This window comes from Variovorax sp. CAN15, assembly GCF_030462475.1.
Lineage (GTDB): Bacteria > Pseudomonadota > Gammaproteobacteria > Burkholderiales > Burkholderiaceae_C > Variovorax.
Map to the genome: position 1 here is coordinate 18,104 of NZ_JASMRZ010000062.1, position 16,185 is coordinate 34,288.

Annotated in this window: 11 protein-coding genes; 6 read left to right on the plus strand and 5 right to left on the minus strand. The window is 67.6% G+C overall.

Features of this window, described 5'->3' with window-relative positions; translation table 11 throughout:
* Positions 1 to 20 precede the first annotated feature (20 nt).
* The 3 genes from QMO14_RS25700 to QMO14_RS25710 are packed head-to-tail and all read left to right on the plus strand — an operon-like array spanning position 21 to position 6,702.
* Positions 21 to 4,085, plus strand: a complete 4,065-nt coding sequence (locus QMO14_RS25700) for a type VI secretion system protein (protein ID WP_301510621.1) — start codon at positions 21 to 23, stop codon at positions 4,083 to 4,085.
* Positions 4,085 to 5,326: a type VI secretion system protein TssA gene (gene tssA / locus QMO14_RS25705; protein ID WP_301510622.1), complete on the plus strand. Its 1,242-nt coding sequence runs from the start codon at positions 4,085 to 4,087 to the stop codon at positions 5,324 to 5,326. Before QMO14_RS25700 ends, tssA begins: the two co-directional genes overlap by 1 nt.
* Before the next feature lie 35 nt (positions 5,327 to 5,361).
* Positions 5,362 to 6,702 (plus strand): hypothetical protein, encoded by a 1,341-nt coding sequence (locus QMO14_RS25710; protein ID WP_301510624.1) that lies wholly within the window; start codon positions 5,362 to 5,364, stop codon positions 6,700 to 6,702.
* Positions 6,703 to 6,797: 95 nt separating this feature from the next.
* Here the strand turns inward: QMO14_RS25710 and QMO14_RS25715 are convergent, their stop codons facing one another.
* From QMO14_RS25715 to QMO14_RS25735, 5 genes are all read right to left on the minus strand, one after another.
* On the minus strand, positions 6,798 to 7,235 hold the full coding sequence (locus QMO14_RS25715) for a CBS domain-containing protein (protein ID WP_301510625.1): 438 nt from the start codon (positions 7,233 to 7,235) through the stop codon (positions 6,798 to 6,800).
* Between the two features lie 48 nt (positions 7,236 to 7,283).
* Entirely contained in the window at positions 7,284 to 8,339 is a 1,056-nt protein-coding gene (locus QMO14_RS25720) for a 2-oxoacid:ferredoxin oxidoreductase subunit beta (RefSeq protein ID WP_301510626.1), read from the minus strand.
* The gene (locus QMO14_RS25725) at positions 8,336 to 10,186 is read right to left on the minus strand and encodes a 2-oxoacid:acceptor oxidoreductase subunit alpha (protein ID WP_301510629.1); all 1,851 of its coding nucleotides are present in this window, start codon (positions 10,184 to 10,186) and stop codon (positions 8,336 to 8,338) included. The genes QMO14_RS25720 and QMO14_RS25725 overlap by 4 nt, the downstream gene beginning before the upstream one ends.
* A complete protein-coding gene (locus QMO14_RS25730) occupies positions 10,183 to 12,006 on the minus strand; it encodes an FAD-dependent oxidoreductase (protein ID WP_301510630.1) in 1,824 nt (607 codons plus the stop codon). The genes QMO14_RS25725 and QMO14_RS25730 overlap by 4 nt, the downstream gene beginning before the upstream one ends.
* Before the next feature lie 151 nt (positions 12,007 to 12,157).
* Positions 12,158 to 13,021: a LysR substrate-binding domain-containing protein gene (locus tag QMO14_RS25735; protein ID WP_301510631.1), complete on the minus strand. Its 864-nt coding sequence runs from the start codon at positions 13,019 to 13,021 to the stop codon at positions 12,158 to 12,160.
* A gap of 234 nt (positions 13,022 to 13,255) precedes the next feature.
* Here QMO14_RS25735 and psrA point away from each other — a divergent pair, with 234 nt between their 5' ends.
* From psrA to QMO14_RS25750, 3 genes are all read left to right on the plus strand, one after another.
* On the plus strand, positions 13,256 to 14,347 hold the full coding sequence (gene psrA / locus QMO14_RS25740) for an iron-containing alcohol dehydrogenase PsrA (RefSeq protein WP_301510633.1): 1,092 nt from the start codon (positions 13,256 to 13,258) through the stop codon (positions 14,345 to 14,347).
* Positions 14,348 to 14,438: 91 nt separating this feature from the next.
* A complete protein-coding gene (locus QMO14_RS25745) occupies positions 14,439 to 15,749 on the plus strand; it encodes an MFS transporter (RefSeq protein ID WP_301510634.1) in 1,311 nt (436 codons plus the stop codon).
* 61 nt (positions 15,750 to 15,810) lie between these two features.
* The coding region (locus tag QMO14_RS25750; RefSeq protein ID WP_301510635.1) for an alkaline phosphatase family protein at positions 15,811 to 16,185 on the plus strand (375 nt) is incomplete at its 3' end.

Genomic DNA, 16,185 nt, shown 5'->3' on the forward strand with positions numbered 1-16,185 from the left:
GTTTCCGGAGGGTCGTCGCGATGCTGACCGACCAGCTCTTCCTCATTTCCATCGCGGTGCTGACGCTGGTGGTGCTGCTCGTGCTCGGCATGGTGCTGTACTTCGCGGCGCGGCGCTCGCATGCCAGGCCGTCGAGCGACCCGAAGGTCGCGCGCATCCGCTTCGACTCGCTGCGCAGCTCGTTCCGCCAGGCGGTCGAGCTGATCGAGGGCAACATCGCCTCGCGCGCGGACCGCTACGGCATTCCGTGGATCATGCTGCTCAACGAGGGCGACGACCACCGGCAACTGCCCATCGAGCAGTCGGGCGTGGCGAGCGCGCTGAGCACCGAGTCGGCCTCGGCGGCGGCCACGCAGGGTATCTCCTGGCACTTCTTCGACCGCGGCGTGGTCATCGACATCCAGGGCGCCTATCTGGGCTCGCCCGATGACGACGACGCCTCCGAGAAGCCGTGGGACGAGTTCCTAGGCATGTGCCGCGCCTACCGGCCGCAGCGGCCCTTCGACTCGGTGGTCATCACCATTCCGGCGGCGCTGCTGCTGGACGACAGCACCGACGGGCGGCTCGAACTCTCCAAGCGCGCCAAGCTCGCGCACCGGCGCCTGTGGCTGGCGCAGAACCGCTTCGCGATGCGCTTCGCGGTGTACGTGCTGGTGACCGGCGCGGAGCAGCTCGAAGGCTTCAGCGCCTTCGCGAGCGCCCTGCCCGAGCCGCTGCGCGCGAGCATGCTGGGCTGGTCTTCGCCCTACGACCTGTCGACCACCTATCAGCCGGCATGGGTCGACGAGGCCGTGGGCACGATGGTGCGCTCGGTGTCGGACGTGTCGGCCGAACTCTTCGCCACCGGCACCGCGCCGCAGGGCACCGGCCCGCAACTTCTGCTGCCTTCGCGCATCGAGGCGCTGCGCGGGCAGCTGCAGCTGTACGTCGACGAGCTGATGCGCCCGAGTGCGTACCACGAGCCCTTCTTCTTCCGAGGCATCTACCTCACGGGCGACAGCGGCGAGTCGGCACAGACCGTCGCCGCCATCGACGCCCAGCACGACGCCTACGGCCACAAGGACCTGGAGCCCATCGGCGGCGACCTGATCGCGCAGCTGATGCGCCAGCCGGCGTTCCTGCGCGACCTGTTCGAGAAGAAGATCTTCCTGGAGTACGGCCTCACGCGGCCCTCGCGCACGCAGACGCTCACGCGCCCGGTGCTGCACCGCGCGCTGCGCTGGGCGGCGGTGATCTTCCTGGGCGGCTGGGGCGTCGGGCTGATGGTCGCGACCTGGCAGCTGCACCGCCACAACGCGACGCTGGTGCCCGCGCTGGCCCAGCTGCAGAACGACGCGCAGTACCGCATGCGCGCGCAGCAGCGCGGCGAGACCATTCCGACCGCCTGGTACCGCAACAAGGCGCTGTCGCTGCTGGCCATGAACGAGCGGCTGCGCACCGACGGCACGTATTCCTTCTTCATGCCCGGTTCGTGGCAGCCCTTCGACGACCTGAACGAGCGCGTGATCGAGCGCATCGAGCGCGAGTTCGGCGACATCGCCGTGAGCACGCTGCGGCGCGAGCTGATGGCGCGCGTGAGCCAGTTGAGCGGCGTGGAGCAGGACGAGGCGACCGGCGAATTCATCGTCGGCGCCAGCTGCGGCCTGCCGCCCAGCTTCAGGACCATCGGCGACGCGCCGCGCAAGAACGGACTGCTGGTGGAAGACCAGCCCGAGTTCGGCGCGCTGCAGCGCTACCTGGGCTCGGTCGAGCAGCTCGATGCAGCACTGCAGGCGGTGGAGCGGCTGCGCCAGCCCGCGACCGGCAATGCCGACGACCTGCGCGTGGCCGTGCGCTACGCGCTGGGCGCGGAGCTGCCGGCCGACCTGAGCCGCAACCTGCGCTACTTCCGCCAGGCGGCCGAAGGCAATGCGCTGGCGATTCCGCTCGCGCCCGTGCAGTCGGCGCTGCGCTGCGCGCTCGACAAGGGCATGGCGCAGCTCGATGCGCGGCTCTTCGTCAACAACGAGCTGCTGGTGTCGGAGCAGTCGCTGGCGCGGCTGCTGCCCTCGCTGGCGAGCACCGGTACCTTCGCGCGCACCACGGCCAGCTTCCGCGAAGTGATCGCGGCCATCAAGGACCAGGAAGACCTGGTCGCCTCGGGCAAGGGCGGCTGGATGCGCCAGCCGGTGCTGGTGCTGGGCTCTTCGTATGACCGCACCATCGCGCGCATCGAGCAGAACCGGCTGCTGGGGCTGGAGTCGGCCGATGCGGCGCGCAGCCGTGCGCAGGATGCCTTCCAGAAGTTCCGCGTCGAATTCAACCTGCGCTTCGGCGGCGCCCAGCCCGGCCTGGTGTGGCAGGACAAGGACGGCCGCTTCGCGCTCGCGCCCGAGCGCATCGCCCTGCGCGACGCACTCACCGCGCTGCTGGCACAGCCCTTCATGGCCCCGGCGCGCGACCGCGAACTGCCCGGCACCAGCACGCGCACGCTGGCCGTGTGGGACCTGCCGCGGCTCGACCAGGCGCTGGCCGTGGGCGACATCCGCAAGCGCTACATGAACGAAGGCATGCAGGCCTTTCCCGCCACGCTTCGGCCCGGCATCGAGGGCGCGCTCAGCGCGCACTTCGCGCAGCTGGTGGTCGACCAGGTGGCCGATGCCGCCAACGGCATGGGTGATGGCGGCCGCTCCATCGACACCCAGGCGGCCGCTTACGAGGCCTCTCGCCAGCGCCTGGTCAAGATCCAGGCGCTGCTTTACGAGCTGGGTGCCGGCTCCCGCGCCGAAGATCTTCGCGCGATGATCTCGCGCGATGCGATGCAGCGGCTGGAGGCGGTCGACGAGGCCTTCAACCAGTCGGAGCTCTACGCCATGCGCGGGCGCGACTTCCAGGCCTGGCGCGGCGAGCGCGGGCCGATGCTGGTGGCCTTCGGCGTCTCGGACGCGGGCTCGCTCGCGGCCTACCTGGGCCAGCAGTTCAACCGCGTGGAAACACTGGGCAAGCTGGCCGACAGCTACATCGCCGCACTCGACGGCGTGGGCGCGGGCTCGGTGCTCGCGCAGCGCTGGCAGGCGATCAACCGCGACCTGGAACGCTACCGGCTCAAGAACCCGAACAGCAGCCTGCTGCTGCTCGAACAGTTCCTGGGCACCACCGGCGCCGAGATCGACCGCGAGACCTGCGGCGCGAAGCTGGCGGGCAAGGCCCCGGCGACGCGCATCGGCGACTACTTCTCCGACCGCCACCAGCAGATCTACGGCGCCTTGCTCGCGCGCTGCCAGGAACTGCAGTTCGGCGACCAGCAGGAGCTGTGGACGCAGTTCTCTACCCGCTTCAACCGCTCGCTGGCGGGCCGCCACCCGTTCGGCCCGGCGACGGGACGCGCCTTCGAGCTGGCCGACCCGGCGGACGTGAACGATCTGCTGCGGGCTTTCGATCCCCTGGCGCGCGCGCTCAAGGAGAACCGCGGCACGGACGCCGGCTTGCGCAACGCGGGCATGCCCGGCGCCGGTGCGCGACGTTTCGCCGAGCAGTTCGCGCGATCGCGCGACTTCCTGCTGCCGCTCTTCCCGACCGAGGAAGGCGCCGCGCCCGGCTACGACCTGAGCGTGGAGTTCCGCGCGAACACCATGGCCGAGATCGAAGGCAACAAGATCATCGACTGGTCCTTCGAGGTCGGCGACCAGGTGCTCAGGCTGCGCGACGCGCCGCGCACGCTGCGCTGGGAATACGGCACGCCGGTGGCGCTGGTGCTGCGCATCGCGAAGGACTCGCCGCTGATCGCGCGCGCCGATCCGCAGCAGCATGCGCTGATCACCGACGGCCAGACCGTGAGCTTCCGCTTCGCCGATCCGTGGGCGCTGTTCACGCTGGCGCAGCGGCAGCGCGAAGGCGACCCGGCCCAGCGGCCCGACGGCCGCTCGCAGCTGCTGAAGTTCGAGTTTCCGCTGGTGGCCCAGTCGGCCGGCGACGCGGCGCAGGCACCCGACGGAGGGCGCGCGCGCGTGTTCCTGCGCGTGGCGGCCAGCCCCGCCGGAAAGAAGAACGCCCTCATCTGGCCCGCCGCGTTCCCCGCGCGCGCCCCCGAATGGAACATGCCCTGATGGCCGCCCTGCTGTCCCCCCTGAACGCCGATATCGACGAAGCCACCGGCGGCTTCGCGCCCGACCTCGCGATCTTTCTATCGCCGCTGGAGGGCCCCGAGGGCCCGGCCGGCCCGCCGCTGCGCTACGACCCGGTGTGCGCCCGTATTCGCGAGGCGCGCACCGAGGAAGATGCCAGCCTGCCTATGGGCGAATGGACCCGTCCGCTCAAGAAGGCCGACTGGCGTACCGCCGAGATGCTGTGCACCGAGGTCCTGCAGCGCCGCAGCAAGGACCTGCAGATGGCCGCCTGGCTCACAGAGGCCTGGGTGCACCGCCATGCGATCGACGGGCTGGCCGCCGGGGCGCGGCTGCTCGAAGGCCTGGCGCGCGAGTTCTGGGAAGACGTGCATCCGCGCATCGGAGACGACGGCGACGCCGACATGCGCACCGCCACCTTCGTGTGGGTCAACGACACCATCGCGCACGCGCTTCTGATGCGCGTGCCGCTGCTCGAATGGCCGGATTTCTCGCCGCCCTTCATCACGCTGGGCGACTGGCAGCGTGCACTGACCAGCGAGTACGGCACGGGCGCGGCCGGGGCCGCGGGCAACGCCAAGGCGAAGGCGAAGGAAGTGGCCGAGGAGCCGAGCGCGCAGACGGTGTCGCGCCAGGACATTCTCGACCGCGCAGCGCGCGACCTGCATGCGCTCGCCGCGCTCGACGATCGGGTCGCCGTGGCCACCGACGCGTGGCAACGCCTGGAAGCCCTGCTCGACGAGCGGCTGGGCATCGATGCGCCCAGCCTGTCGAAGGTGAAGGAGATGCTCGCCCGCATGCGGCAGGCGCTGCGCAGCCTGCTGCAGGAGCGGGATCCGCGCGATGAAGAGAAACCGGTCATGCCGACCACGCCGGCCACGGTTGGCTGGATGCCGGATGCCGAGCCGCTGCCAGCCGAAACCCCGATGGACGACAACGACATGAGCAACGCTCCTCCTCCCTCCTTTCCTCCCGTGTCATCCGAGGCACTCCCGCAGGCGCTGGCAAGCGGCCGCATCGGCAGCCGCGCCGAGGCCTATCGGCTGCTCGAACTGGCGGCCGCCTACCTCATGCGCGAGGAGCCGCACAGCCCGACTCCCTACCTGGTGAACCGCGCCGTGGCATGGGGGCGCATGCCGCTGCCGCAGCTGATGCAGGAAGTGCTGCGGGAGGACGGCGATCTGAACCGGTACTTCTCGATGATCGGCGTCAGGCCGGAGTGAGCTGACCATATCCACCCTAGCTATGAAAGACATTCATGCTCTACACATCTGACATTCCCACGATTCAAAAAATCCTGGTAGACCGGGTTGCCCTCGAACAGGAGCTTGCCTTCAATCTGGCCGCGGAATTCAGCACAGGCGAATTGCATCGGCGCCTGCAAGCAGCCGTAACGACGGCCTTCAAGTTTCTCGTGAGTTGCTCGACCTCCAATGCGGTGGTTGAACAGACAGTCGCGCGCCTCGAAAGAGAAAACGCGTTCCTCTTCCACACCTCGAAAAAGACAGTGACGGGCGTGCTTGAAAGCACTGCCCCCTTGACTCCTCAGCAATGCGGAAATTTGATCCGCTTCTATGGAGAAGTGATCGACTCATGCGCTTCGCTTTCCACCTTTTTCACGAGCGAAAGAGCCAAGCAGATTGGATGGCGCTATGGCGGTGGCGGAGAGGCTTTCAAGGCAAACACGACCCCTTCCCATGTGGCCAAGGCGGACAAGGGGATGGTGTGGCAGAAAACTCCCACCAAGAAGGGAACTTCATGGCAGAACGTCAACGGAGCCTGGACCAAGGTGGCGAGCACCGCTGAAGTGAGCGGCGGTCGCATACGAGTAAAAGCAGGGGAGTTCTTCGGTAAAGACACGAAAACCGCCAACCCCTACTACGACTTGATTCCAGGCGGTCTCTTCCAGAACGACGAACTTCGCAGACTTAACGTAGGCACCAAGTTCGGCGGCGTGATGGTCTGGAAGATCGAAGACACCAGCACGATCGGCAAGATCGACCGGACCTTCGGGCTGCCCTATGGTGCGGACATCTCCGGCACCACGACGGACAACCTCTACTTCCTGACAGGATGGGCCGACATCAGCAGCGGTGACCCGTTGCTCATGATGCTGCCGCTGGCGGCCATCGTCGGTGAATATCACCATTCGCTGCTGGAAGTCGCCGCAGCCATGACGCTTCGCAAGGTCGTCAACTACAGCATCGGCTTCTATACGACATTGATGCCCAAGCTCCCGGGGGGCAAGACGGCGCTGGATCAACGCGGCACGATCCAGACTATTCTTTCTGCTGCAGAGAATGATCTGCGCAACAAGCACGTGCTCATTCACTACAACCGGACCAACCAAATTGCAGGCTGTTTCCTCGCAGAGGCCAGCGAATACGATCTTTTCAAGAAGCTCGGGACAATCGACATCAGCATGTGGCCACGATTCAACGGCATGAACTCGTACCCGCAAGAAGATGACATCATGCGGCTGCTGAGCGAAGTCGGTCTGGTCAACGCCGCACTGAGTTCGAGGCGTGGAGCGCTGCGCAATGACGCTGCTCAAGCTGTGAGCGAGGCAGCGCGACTGGCCCGGCACGGCCTGTACTGACGGGCTCGCGGCGCAGCGCCCCGCCGAAACCGCGCCGGGCACGTTCGCATCTGCGGGCAGTACCTGGAGCCCAATGAGCGGGACCTCGCCGCGCCTCACCCCAGCGCGTCGTTCACCTGCTCCCTGAACTCGCTCAGGCTCACCGCCGCGCCGATCTCCCTGGGCAGCGCGTCGCGCACCGAGAACACGCCCAGCACCTTCGCGCCCGCCACCAGCGGCAGGTGGCGAAAGCCCCGCTCCAGCATCAGCACCACGGCGTCGGAGACCGGCGTCTCGGGCGGCACGCAGATCGGGTTGGGCGTCATCACCTCGCGCACCGAGGTGCCGTCGGGGTCGAGCCCCTTGGCGAGCACCCGGGTCATGAGGTCGCGCTCGGTCAGGATGCCCAGCAGCGTGTCGGGCAGCTCCATGACGAGCACGCTGCCGCAGTTGGCGCGCGTCATCGCGCAGGCTGCGTCGCGCACGGTGGCCTGCGGTGCCAGGCTGAGCACGTGCTTGCGCGAGATCGATTGGAAAACAGTGCGCTCGGACATGATGCGCCCTCCGTGAGTCGAGCCCTGGATGTTGACGCCGGCCGTTGCTCAGCGCAAGGAGGCGTTGAGCCGTTCCAGCGCCCGGGCGCCGGGGCACAGCTGTTGCGGCCCCAATGCATTGAGCGGCCGGTCGCTGGTGTTGAGTGCAGTGTGCAGGTCGGTGGCCAGCGGGTCGACGTAGAGCAGCCCCGTCACCACCTCGCCCATCTCGTGATGCCGCTGCATGTAGGCCATGGCGGCGAAGCGGTCGCCCGGGTCGTAGTCCGGGTGCAGGCTGCGCAGGCGCAGCAGCGTGCCGTCGTGCTGGCGCACGTCCATCACTTCGCCGGGCTCCATGTCCACGGCGATCTCCTCCCGCCCGCTGATGAAGTCGATGCGGCTGACCGTCTCGTTGTGCTCCCGGATGTAGTCGTAGCTCTTGGTACTGCCCGGGTGGTTGTTGAAGGCCACGCAGGGGCTGATCACGTCGATGAAGGCGGAGCCGCCGTGGCTGATCGCGCCCTTGATGAGCGGCACCAGCTGCGCCTTGTTGCCCGAGAAGCCCCGCCCCACATAGCTCGCGCCGAGCTGCAGCGCCATGGCCACCAAGTCGACCGGGCTGTCGGTGTTGACCACGCCCTTCTTGCTCTTGGAGCCCTGGTCGGCCGTGGCGGAGAACTGGCCCTTGGTGAGGCCGTAGACGCCGTTGTTCTCAACGATATAGGCCATGCGCACGCCGCGCCGCATGGCGTGCGCGAACTGGCCCAGGCCGATGGAGGCCGAGTCGCCGTCGCCCGAGACGCCGAGGTACAGCAGGTCGCGGTTGGCCAGGTTGGCGCCGGTCAGCACGCTGGGCATGCGCCCGTGCACCGTGTTGAAGCCGTGCGATGCGCCAAGAAAATAGTCCGGCGTCTTCGAGCTGCAGCCGATGCCCGAGAGCTTGGCCACGCGGTGCGGCTCGATGTCGAGTTCCCAGCAGGCCTCGATGATCGAGGCCGAGATCGAGTCATGCCCGCAGCCCGCGCACAGCGTGGAGATCTTTCCCTCATAGTCGCGCCGCGTGTAGCCCACCTTGTTGGTGGCCAGCGTCGGATGCCGCAGCTTCGGCTTGGCGAGGTAAGTCATGCGGCCTCCTTCGCATTGGCGGTTGCGCTGCCTTGCGCGCTCGTCTTGCCGGCGTGCGCCTCGATCGCCTGCACGATGAAGCGCGCGGTGATGGGCGTTCCGTCGAAGTGCAGCACCCGCACCAACTTCGCCGGATCGGCATCCAGTTCGTTGACCAGCAGGCTACGCATCTGCGCGTCGCGGTTCTGCTCGACCACGAACACGCGCGAATGCTGCGCAAGAAACTGCACCACGCTGTCGGGAAACGGAAAGGCCCGCAGCCGCATCGCGTCGAGATGGATGCCGTGCTCTTGCAGCGCCTGCAGCGCCTCGTGCATCGACGGGCTGGTCGATCCGAAGTAGATCACGCCCAGTTCGGTCTTCTGCGCGGCAGGCCGCAGCACCGGCTGCGGAACCAGCGTGGCCGCGGTCGCAAACTTCTTCAGCAGCCGCTCCATGTTGTAGATGTAGTCCGGCCCGCGTTCCGAGTAGCGCGCATAGGCATCGCGCGTGGTGCCGCGCGTGAAATAGCTGCCCTTGGTGGGGTGCGTCCCCGGCAGCGTGCGCCACGGGATGCCGTCGCCGTCCACGTCCTTGTAGCGGCCGAAGTCGCGGCCCGCCTCCAGTTCCTCGGCGCTCATGACCTTGCCGCGGTCGTAGGCCTTGCTGTCGTCCCACTCGAAGGGCTTGCACAGGCGCTGGTTCATGCCGATGTCCAGGTCGGTCATCACGAACACCGGCGTCTGCAGCCGGTCGGCGAGGTCCAGCGCGGCCGCCGCATGCTCGAAGCACTCGTGCGGGTCTTCGGGAAACAGCAGCACGTGCCTGGTGTCGCCGTGCGACGCATAGGCGCAGCAGAGGATGTCTGCCTGCTGCGTGCGCGTCGGCATGCCGGTCGAAGGGCCACCGCGCTGCACGTTGATGAGCGTGACGGGAATCTCCGCGAAGTAGGCCAGCCCGATGAACTCGGTCATCAGCGAAATGCCCGGCCCCGAGGTCGCGGTGAATGCCCGCGCGCCGTTCCATCCGGCGCCGACCACAACGCCGATCGACGCGAGTTCGTCCTCCGCCTGCACGATGGCGAAGCGGTGCTGGCCGGTGGATGGGTCCACGCGGAACTTGGTGCAGTACTTCTGGAAGGCCTCGGCCACGGAAGACGACGGCGTGATCGGATACCACGCCGCCACCGTCGCGCCGCCGTACACGCAGCCCAGCGCGGCCGCGCTGTTGCCGTCCACGAAGATCCTGTCGCCCACGCGGTCGGCGCGCCGCACCTTCAGCCCCACGGGTTCGCGCAGGTTCTCCCGCGCGAAGTCGCAGCCCAGGTGCAGTGCCTGCACGTTGGAGGCGAGCAGCTTCTCCTTGCCCTTGTACTGTTCGCCGAAGAGCTTCTCGACCACCTCGGGCTCGATGCCCAGCAGGATGGCCAGCGCGCCCACGTAGACGATGTTCTTGAACAGCTGCCGCTGGCGCGGGTCCTGGTAGACGGCATTGCAGATCTCGGTGAGCGGCATGCCGATCACGCGGATGTCGTCGCGGAACTTCGAAGGCGGCAGTGGCCGGGTGCTGTCGTAGAAGAGGTAGCCGCCGGGCGCCAGCTCGGCGATGTCGGCGTCCCAGGTCTGCGGGTTCATCGCCACCATCATGTCGGTGCCGCCGCGCCGGCCCAGGTGGCCCTCTTCGGTCACGCGCACTTCGTACCAGGTCGGCAGGCCCTGAATGTTGCTGGGAAAGATGTTGCGCGGGCTCACCGGCACGCCCATGCGCAGGATGGCCTTGGCGAACAGCTCGTTGGCCGATGCCGAGCCCGAACCGTTGACGTTGGCGAACTTGATGACGAAGTCGTTGACCGCCTCTATCTGCTTCATGCGGCCTCCTTCAGGCCTTGCTCCCGGGTCTTCTCCTGGCCCGCGAGCGTCATCTTCAGCAGGAATTTCTGCATGTCCCACGCACCGGTCGGACACCGTTCGGCGCACAGTCCGCAGTGCAGGCAGACGTCCTCGTCCTTCACCATCACGCGGCCCGTCTTCAGCCCGCCGGACACGTACAGGTCCTGCGCCAGGTTCAGCGCCGGTGCCTTCAGGCGCGAGCGCAGCCCTTCTTCATCGGTGTTGTCGACGAAGTTGATGCAGTCCATCGGGCAGATGTCCACGCAGGCGTCGCATTCGATGCAGGCGGGCTCGTTGAACACCGTCTGCACGTCGCAGTTCAGGCAGCGCGCGGCCTCCTTGAAGGCGGTGGCGGCGTCGAAGCCCAGTTCCACCTCCACGCGGATGCTGGCCAGCGCCGCTTCCGCCTTGGCCCACGGCACCTTGTAGCGAAGGTCGTTGGAGGTGTCGTTGTCGTAGCTCCACTCGTGGATGCCCATCTTCTGCGACACCAGGTTGGTCATGGGCGGCGGACGAACGTCGATCGGCTCCGCGCGCAGCAGCTTGTCGATGGACACCGCGGCCTCGTGGCCATGCGCGACGGCGGTGATGATGTTCTTGGGCCCGAAGGCTGCATCGCCGCCGAAGAACACGTTGGACACCGTCGACTGGAAGGTGTTCGCGTCCAGCGCGGGCAGGCCCCACTTGTCGAAGTCGATGCCGCAGTCGCGCTCGATCCAGGGGAAGGAATTTTCCTGGCCCACGGCCACCAGCACCTCGTCGCATTCGAAGTAGGCCTCGGGTTCGCCCGTGGGCTCCAGCGTGCGGCGGCCCTTGTCGTCGTACACGGCCTTGACGATCTCGAAGCGCATGCCCACGAGCTTGCCGTTGTCGTGCACGAAGGCCTTGGGCACGTGGAAGTTGATGATCGGAATGCCCTCGTGCGCGGCGTCTTCCTTCTCCCAGGGCGAGGCCTTCATCTCGTCGAAGCCGCTGCGCACGATGACCTTCACGTCGCTGCCGCCGAGGCGGCGCGCCGACCGGCAGCAGTCCATGGCGGTGTTGCCGCCGCCCAGCACGATCACGCGCCGGCCGATGCTGCTGACATGGCCGAAAGAGACGGAGCTCAGCCAGTCGATGCCGATGTGGATGCCGGCTGCCGCTTCCTGCCGGCCCGGAATGTCCAGGTCGCGCCCGCGCGGCGCACCGCAGCCGACGAAGATCGCGTCCCAGCCCTGCCCCATCAGCGCGGCCATCGAATCGATGCGCTCGCCGCCGCGGAACTCGGCGCCGAGGTCGAGCACGTAGCCCGTCTCCTCGTCGATGATCGACTCGGGCAGCCGGAAGCGCGGGATCTGCGTGCGTATGAAGCCGCCGGGCTTGGCCTCGCCGTCGAACACCGTCACCTCGTAGCCCAGCGGCGCCAGGTCGCGCGCGACGGTGAGCGAGGCCGGCCCCGCGCCGATGCAGGCCACGCGCTTGCCGTTCTTCGGCACGGGCTTGGGCATGCGCGCGCGCACGTCCTCCTTCATGTCGGCGGCCACGCGCTTGAGCCTGCAGATGGCCACCGGCTCCGGGGCCTCCGTATTGCTTTCTTCCACACGTCCACGCCGGCAGGCCGGCTCGCAAGGCCTGTCGCAGGTGCGCCCCAGGATGCCGGGGAAGACGTTGGAGACCCAGTTGACCATGTACGCATCGCCGTATCGGCGCTGCGCGATCATGCGTATGTACTCGGGGACGGGCGTGTGCGCCGGGCAGGCGTACTGGCAATCGACGACCTTGTGGAAGTAGGCCGGGTTGGCAATGTTCGTTCGCTGCAACACGTGTCTCCTGGCTGTCGCCCGGAACCCCGCAGGGGCCGACGAGTGGCTTGTGGCGCTTTTGGCGGAGTATGCGCCGCCCAGGCTGGAGCGCAAGCTTGGTGAAATCCCGCAGCCGCCGAGGCTTCATCCGGGCCTCGGCCGGGGCTCATCAGAGCGCGACAGCGAACAGGGCATCGATCAGCGGCCGCTCCCTGCGTATCGAGAGGCAGCACAGCGAGTAGCTGATCGACAGCTGCTCGTCGTCGATGGCAACCGCCGCGAGGCCCGGCAGCGGAATGAACTCCACCTGCGTGACGAAGGACACGCCCATGCCGTTGGCCACCGCATGCTGGATGGCCTCGCGGCTGTTGATCTCCATCGCGCAGTGCAGGCTCACGTCCTGCTGGCGGCAGGCGCGCTCGACCCGATGCCGGGTCTTGGAGCCGGGCTCGCGCAGGATGACCGTCTCGCCCTCGATGTCGCGGGTGGAGATGGACTTGCGCCTGGTCCATGCATGTCCCTCGGGCACCACCGCGACGATGCGCTCGTTGCGGTAGGGCTCGATGTGCAGCCCCTCGGCCGCGGCCGGCTCGACGACGATGCCAACGTCGATGCTGAAGTCCTGCAGCCCCTGCAGCGTCGATTCCTCCGAGCCGATCGACACCGTGATGTCCAGCGGCGGATGCGCCTGCTTGAAGTTGCGCGCCAGCTCCATCGCGATGGGTGGAGAGACCGAGCCGACGCGGACCATGCCCACCTTCAGCTTGCGCGCGCCCTGCAGGAAGAGCATGGCCTCCTCTTCCTGCCCGAACAGCCCCTGCGTGATGGCATAGAGCCGCTCGCCCGCCGCCGTGAGCTTCACGCTGCGGCCGCTGCGCAGGAAGAGCTCCACGTTGAACCGTGCCTCCAGCGACTTGACCTGGTCCGTCACCGTCGGCTGCCCGATGTGCAGGTACTGCGCCGCCGAGGTGAAGCCGCCCGTCTTCGCCACGGCGTGGAAGCATCGGATCGATTTGTAGTACTGGTGGAACATGGATTCGGCCCCGGGGGAGCAGAGCCTCTCACAGGCCAGGACACCCGCGAATGGGCGCTTACCCCGTGTCGCGGTGCGGGAGCGGGCATCGATCCATCGGTTTTCGGCCATGCACCCAACGGAAATGCGATTGGACGCAGCCTCGGGCCGCTTCGACACTGCCTCCAGACGAAACGCGCGGCACAGCGCGATGCGCAGGCAGAAACCGACAAACGCCAACACGAGACAAGCCCGATGCCCCACGCTTATCACAACCCCGTATCCATCCACAGCGGCCGAGGCAGCCTGCAACGGCTCCCTTCGATACTCGCCGGCCGCCGCGTCGCGGTCGTCACATTCCCCGAAGCACGCGAACTCGGGCTGGTCGAGCGCCTCGAGAAGCTCCTGCCCGGCTCGCTGGTCGAGGTGATCGACGATGTGCGCCCCAACCCCGACGTGGCGCACCTGAGCGCGCTTTACGATCGCTTCTGGCAGTCGCCCGATGCCTGCGACGCGATCGTCGCCGTGGGCGGCGGCAGCGCCATCGACACCGCCAAGGCGCTGATGGTCGGCACCGCGAGCCGCGGTTTCAGCGAGCTGGTGGATCTGCTGGCGGCAGGCAAGGCGTTCGAGCCCGCCAGCGTCAAGCCGCTGATCGCGGTGCCGACGACGGCTGGCACCGGCAGCGAGGTGACGCCTTGGGCCACCATCTGGGACGCCGCAAGGCAGAAGAAGTATTCGCTGCACCTGCAGGCCACCTGGCCCGAGGCCGCCATCGTCGACCCGGAGCTGATGCTCTCGGTGCCTGCGGGCACCACCGTATCGACCGGGCTCGATGCGCTCTCCCACGCGCTCGAATCGGTTTGGAACGTGAACGCGAACCCCGTCTCCGACACCTTCGCCATCTCCGCCGTGCAGGACATCTTCGAATGCCTGCCTGCGCTGATGCAGGACCTGGGCAGCATCGAGCTGCGCGAGCGCATGGCGATGGCCGCGCTCAAGGCCGGGCTCGCGTTCTCCAACACGAAGACGGCACTGGCTCATTCGATTTCGTACGAGATGACGCTGCGCTACGGCCTGCCTCACGGCATCGCCTGCTCGTTCACGCTGCCGATCGTCCTGGAGAAGGCATGGTCGCGCTCGCCCGAGCGCGACCGCACGCTGCAGCGCCTCTTCGGGCCCGACCTGCGCGCCGGCTCGCTGCGCCTGCGCGGCTTCCTGCAGGGGCTGGGCGTGAAGACCGAATTCGCGGACTACGGCGTGGCGGACGCCGAGGCCGCCGCCATGATCGCGCGCGCCATGGACGGGGCGCGCGGCAGGAACTTCATCGGCGCGGTGCCGGCATAGCCGGCCGAAGCCGCGAAACTTCGAGCAAAACAATGCCGGCGCCGCAGCCGGCCCCCCACGGGTCCACGCCCGTCAAGCACAGGAGACGAACATGCAATTGGCGAACCAGGGTTTGCAGGCGGGCACGTACGCGCCGCCCCACGAGCTTTCATTCCGGCGCGCGCAGTGGCGAATGCTGCTGGCCGCCATGTTCTGCTATCTCTTCTTCTACACCGGCCGGCAGACCTTCGGCTTCGCCATTCCGGGGCTGCAGAAGGAGTTCGGTCTGTCGAAGGAGGTGCTGGGGTGGGCCTCGGCCAGCCTGCTGTGGTGCTACGCCATTGGCCAGGCGATCAACGGCAACCTCGCCGACAAGTTCGGCGGCCGCCGCGTGATGACCGCCGGTGCCATTCTGTCCTGCGCGGCCAACTGGGTGGTGAGCTTCGCGGTCGGCTTCAAGACGCTCGCGATTCCATGGGGCGTCAACGGCTACTTCCAGGCGCTCGGCTGGGCACCGGGCAGCCGCCTGCTGTCGAACTGGTGGGGCACGGGCGAGCGCGGCAAGGTGTTCGGCTTCTACACCTTCGCGGCGGGGTGCGCGTCGATCCTGTCCTTCGTCACTTCCATCGTGGTCGTCAACGTGCTGCACCTGGACTGGCGCTGGATCTTCAGGCTCCCGGTGCTGCTGATGCTGGTGGGCGGCATCGTCTTCTACCTGATCGCACGGGAACGCCCCGAGGACATGGGCTTCAAGTCGCCCGACACCGGCATCGCCAACGCGGAGGACGCGAAGGCCGCCGCCGCGAACCACGCCGCGCCCGAGGAAAGCTCGTGGAGCCGCTACAAGGCCGTGCTCAGCAACCCGAAGCTGCTCATCGCGGCACTCGCCATCGGCTTCCAGAACGCGGCGCGCTACGGCCTGATCGTCTGGGTGCCGGTGCACTTCCTCGGCAAGGACTGGAGCAAGATGGCCGACGGCATGATCAATCCGGTCTGGATCTCGGTGGCGCTGCCCGTTGGCATGGCCTTCGGCGCGCTCACCAACGGCTGGATCTCCGACCGCGTCTTCGGCTCGAAGCGCTACAAGGCCATCGTGCTCTACATGCTGCTGGGCGCGGCCGCCTCCATCGGCATGTACCTGACGCCCACGAGCATCGCCGGCCTGGCGCTGCTCTTCCTCGCGGGCTTCTTCGTGTACGGCCCCGCCTCCTCGTTCTGGGCCCTGTGCCCCGACCTCGTCGGTGCAAAGCGCTCGGGAACGGCCACCGGCGTCATGAACTTCTTCTCCTATCTGCTGGCGGGCCTGGGCGAGCCGCTGATCGGCCGGCTGCTGGACCACTCGGGCAGCACGGCGATGGTCTTCCCGATCGTCGCGACCGCCTGCCTCGTCAGCGCGGCCATCGCGGTCTTCATCCGGCGCTGATGCGGACCGCCCTTCGCCTCATTCGAGCGATCCATTCATCTCCATCAAGGAATCTTCAGCCATGAAACCTGAATCGCTGGAAGTCAACGCCCGCAGCTACCGCTGGATGTCGCGCCCGGTGGTCGTGGTGTGCGTCGACGGCTGCGAGCCCGCGTACCTCGACGCGGCGATCGCCGCCGGCGTGGCCCCGTACTTCGACCGCATGCGGAAGTCCGGCGCCGACCTGCTGGCCGACTGCGTGGTGCCCTCGTTCACCAACCCCAACAACCTGTCCATCGTGACCGGCGTGCCACCCGCCGTGCACGGCATCTGCGGCAACTACTTCTTCGACCGCGAACTCGGCCAGGAAGTCATGATGAACGACCCCAAGTACCTGCGCGCGGGCACCGTGCTGGCCGCCTTCGCGGATGCGGGCGCCAAGGTCGCGGTGGTGACC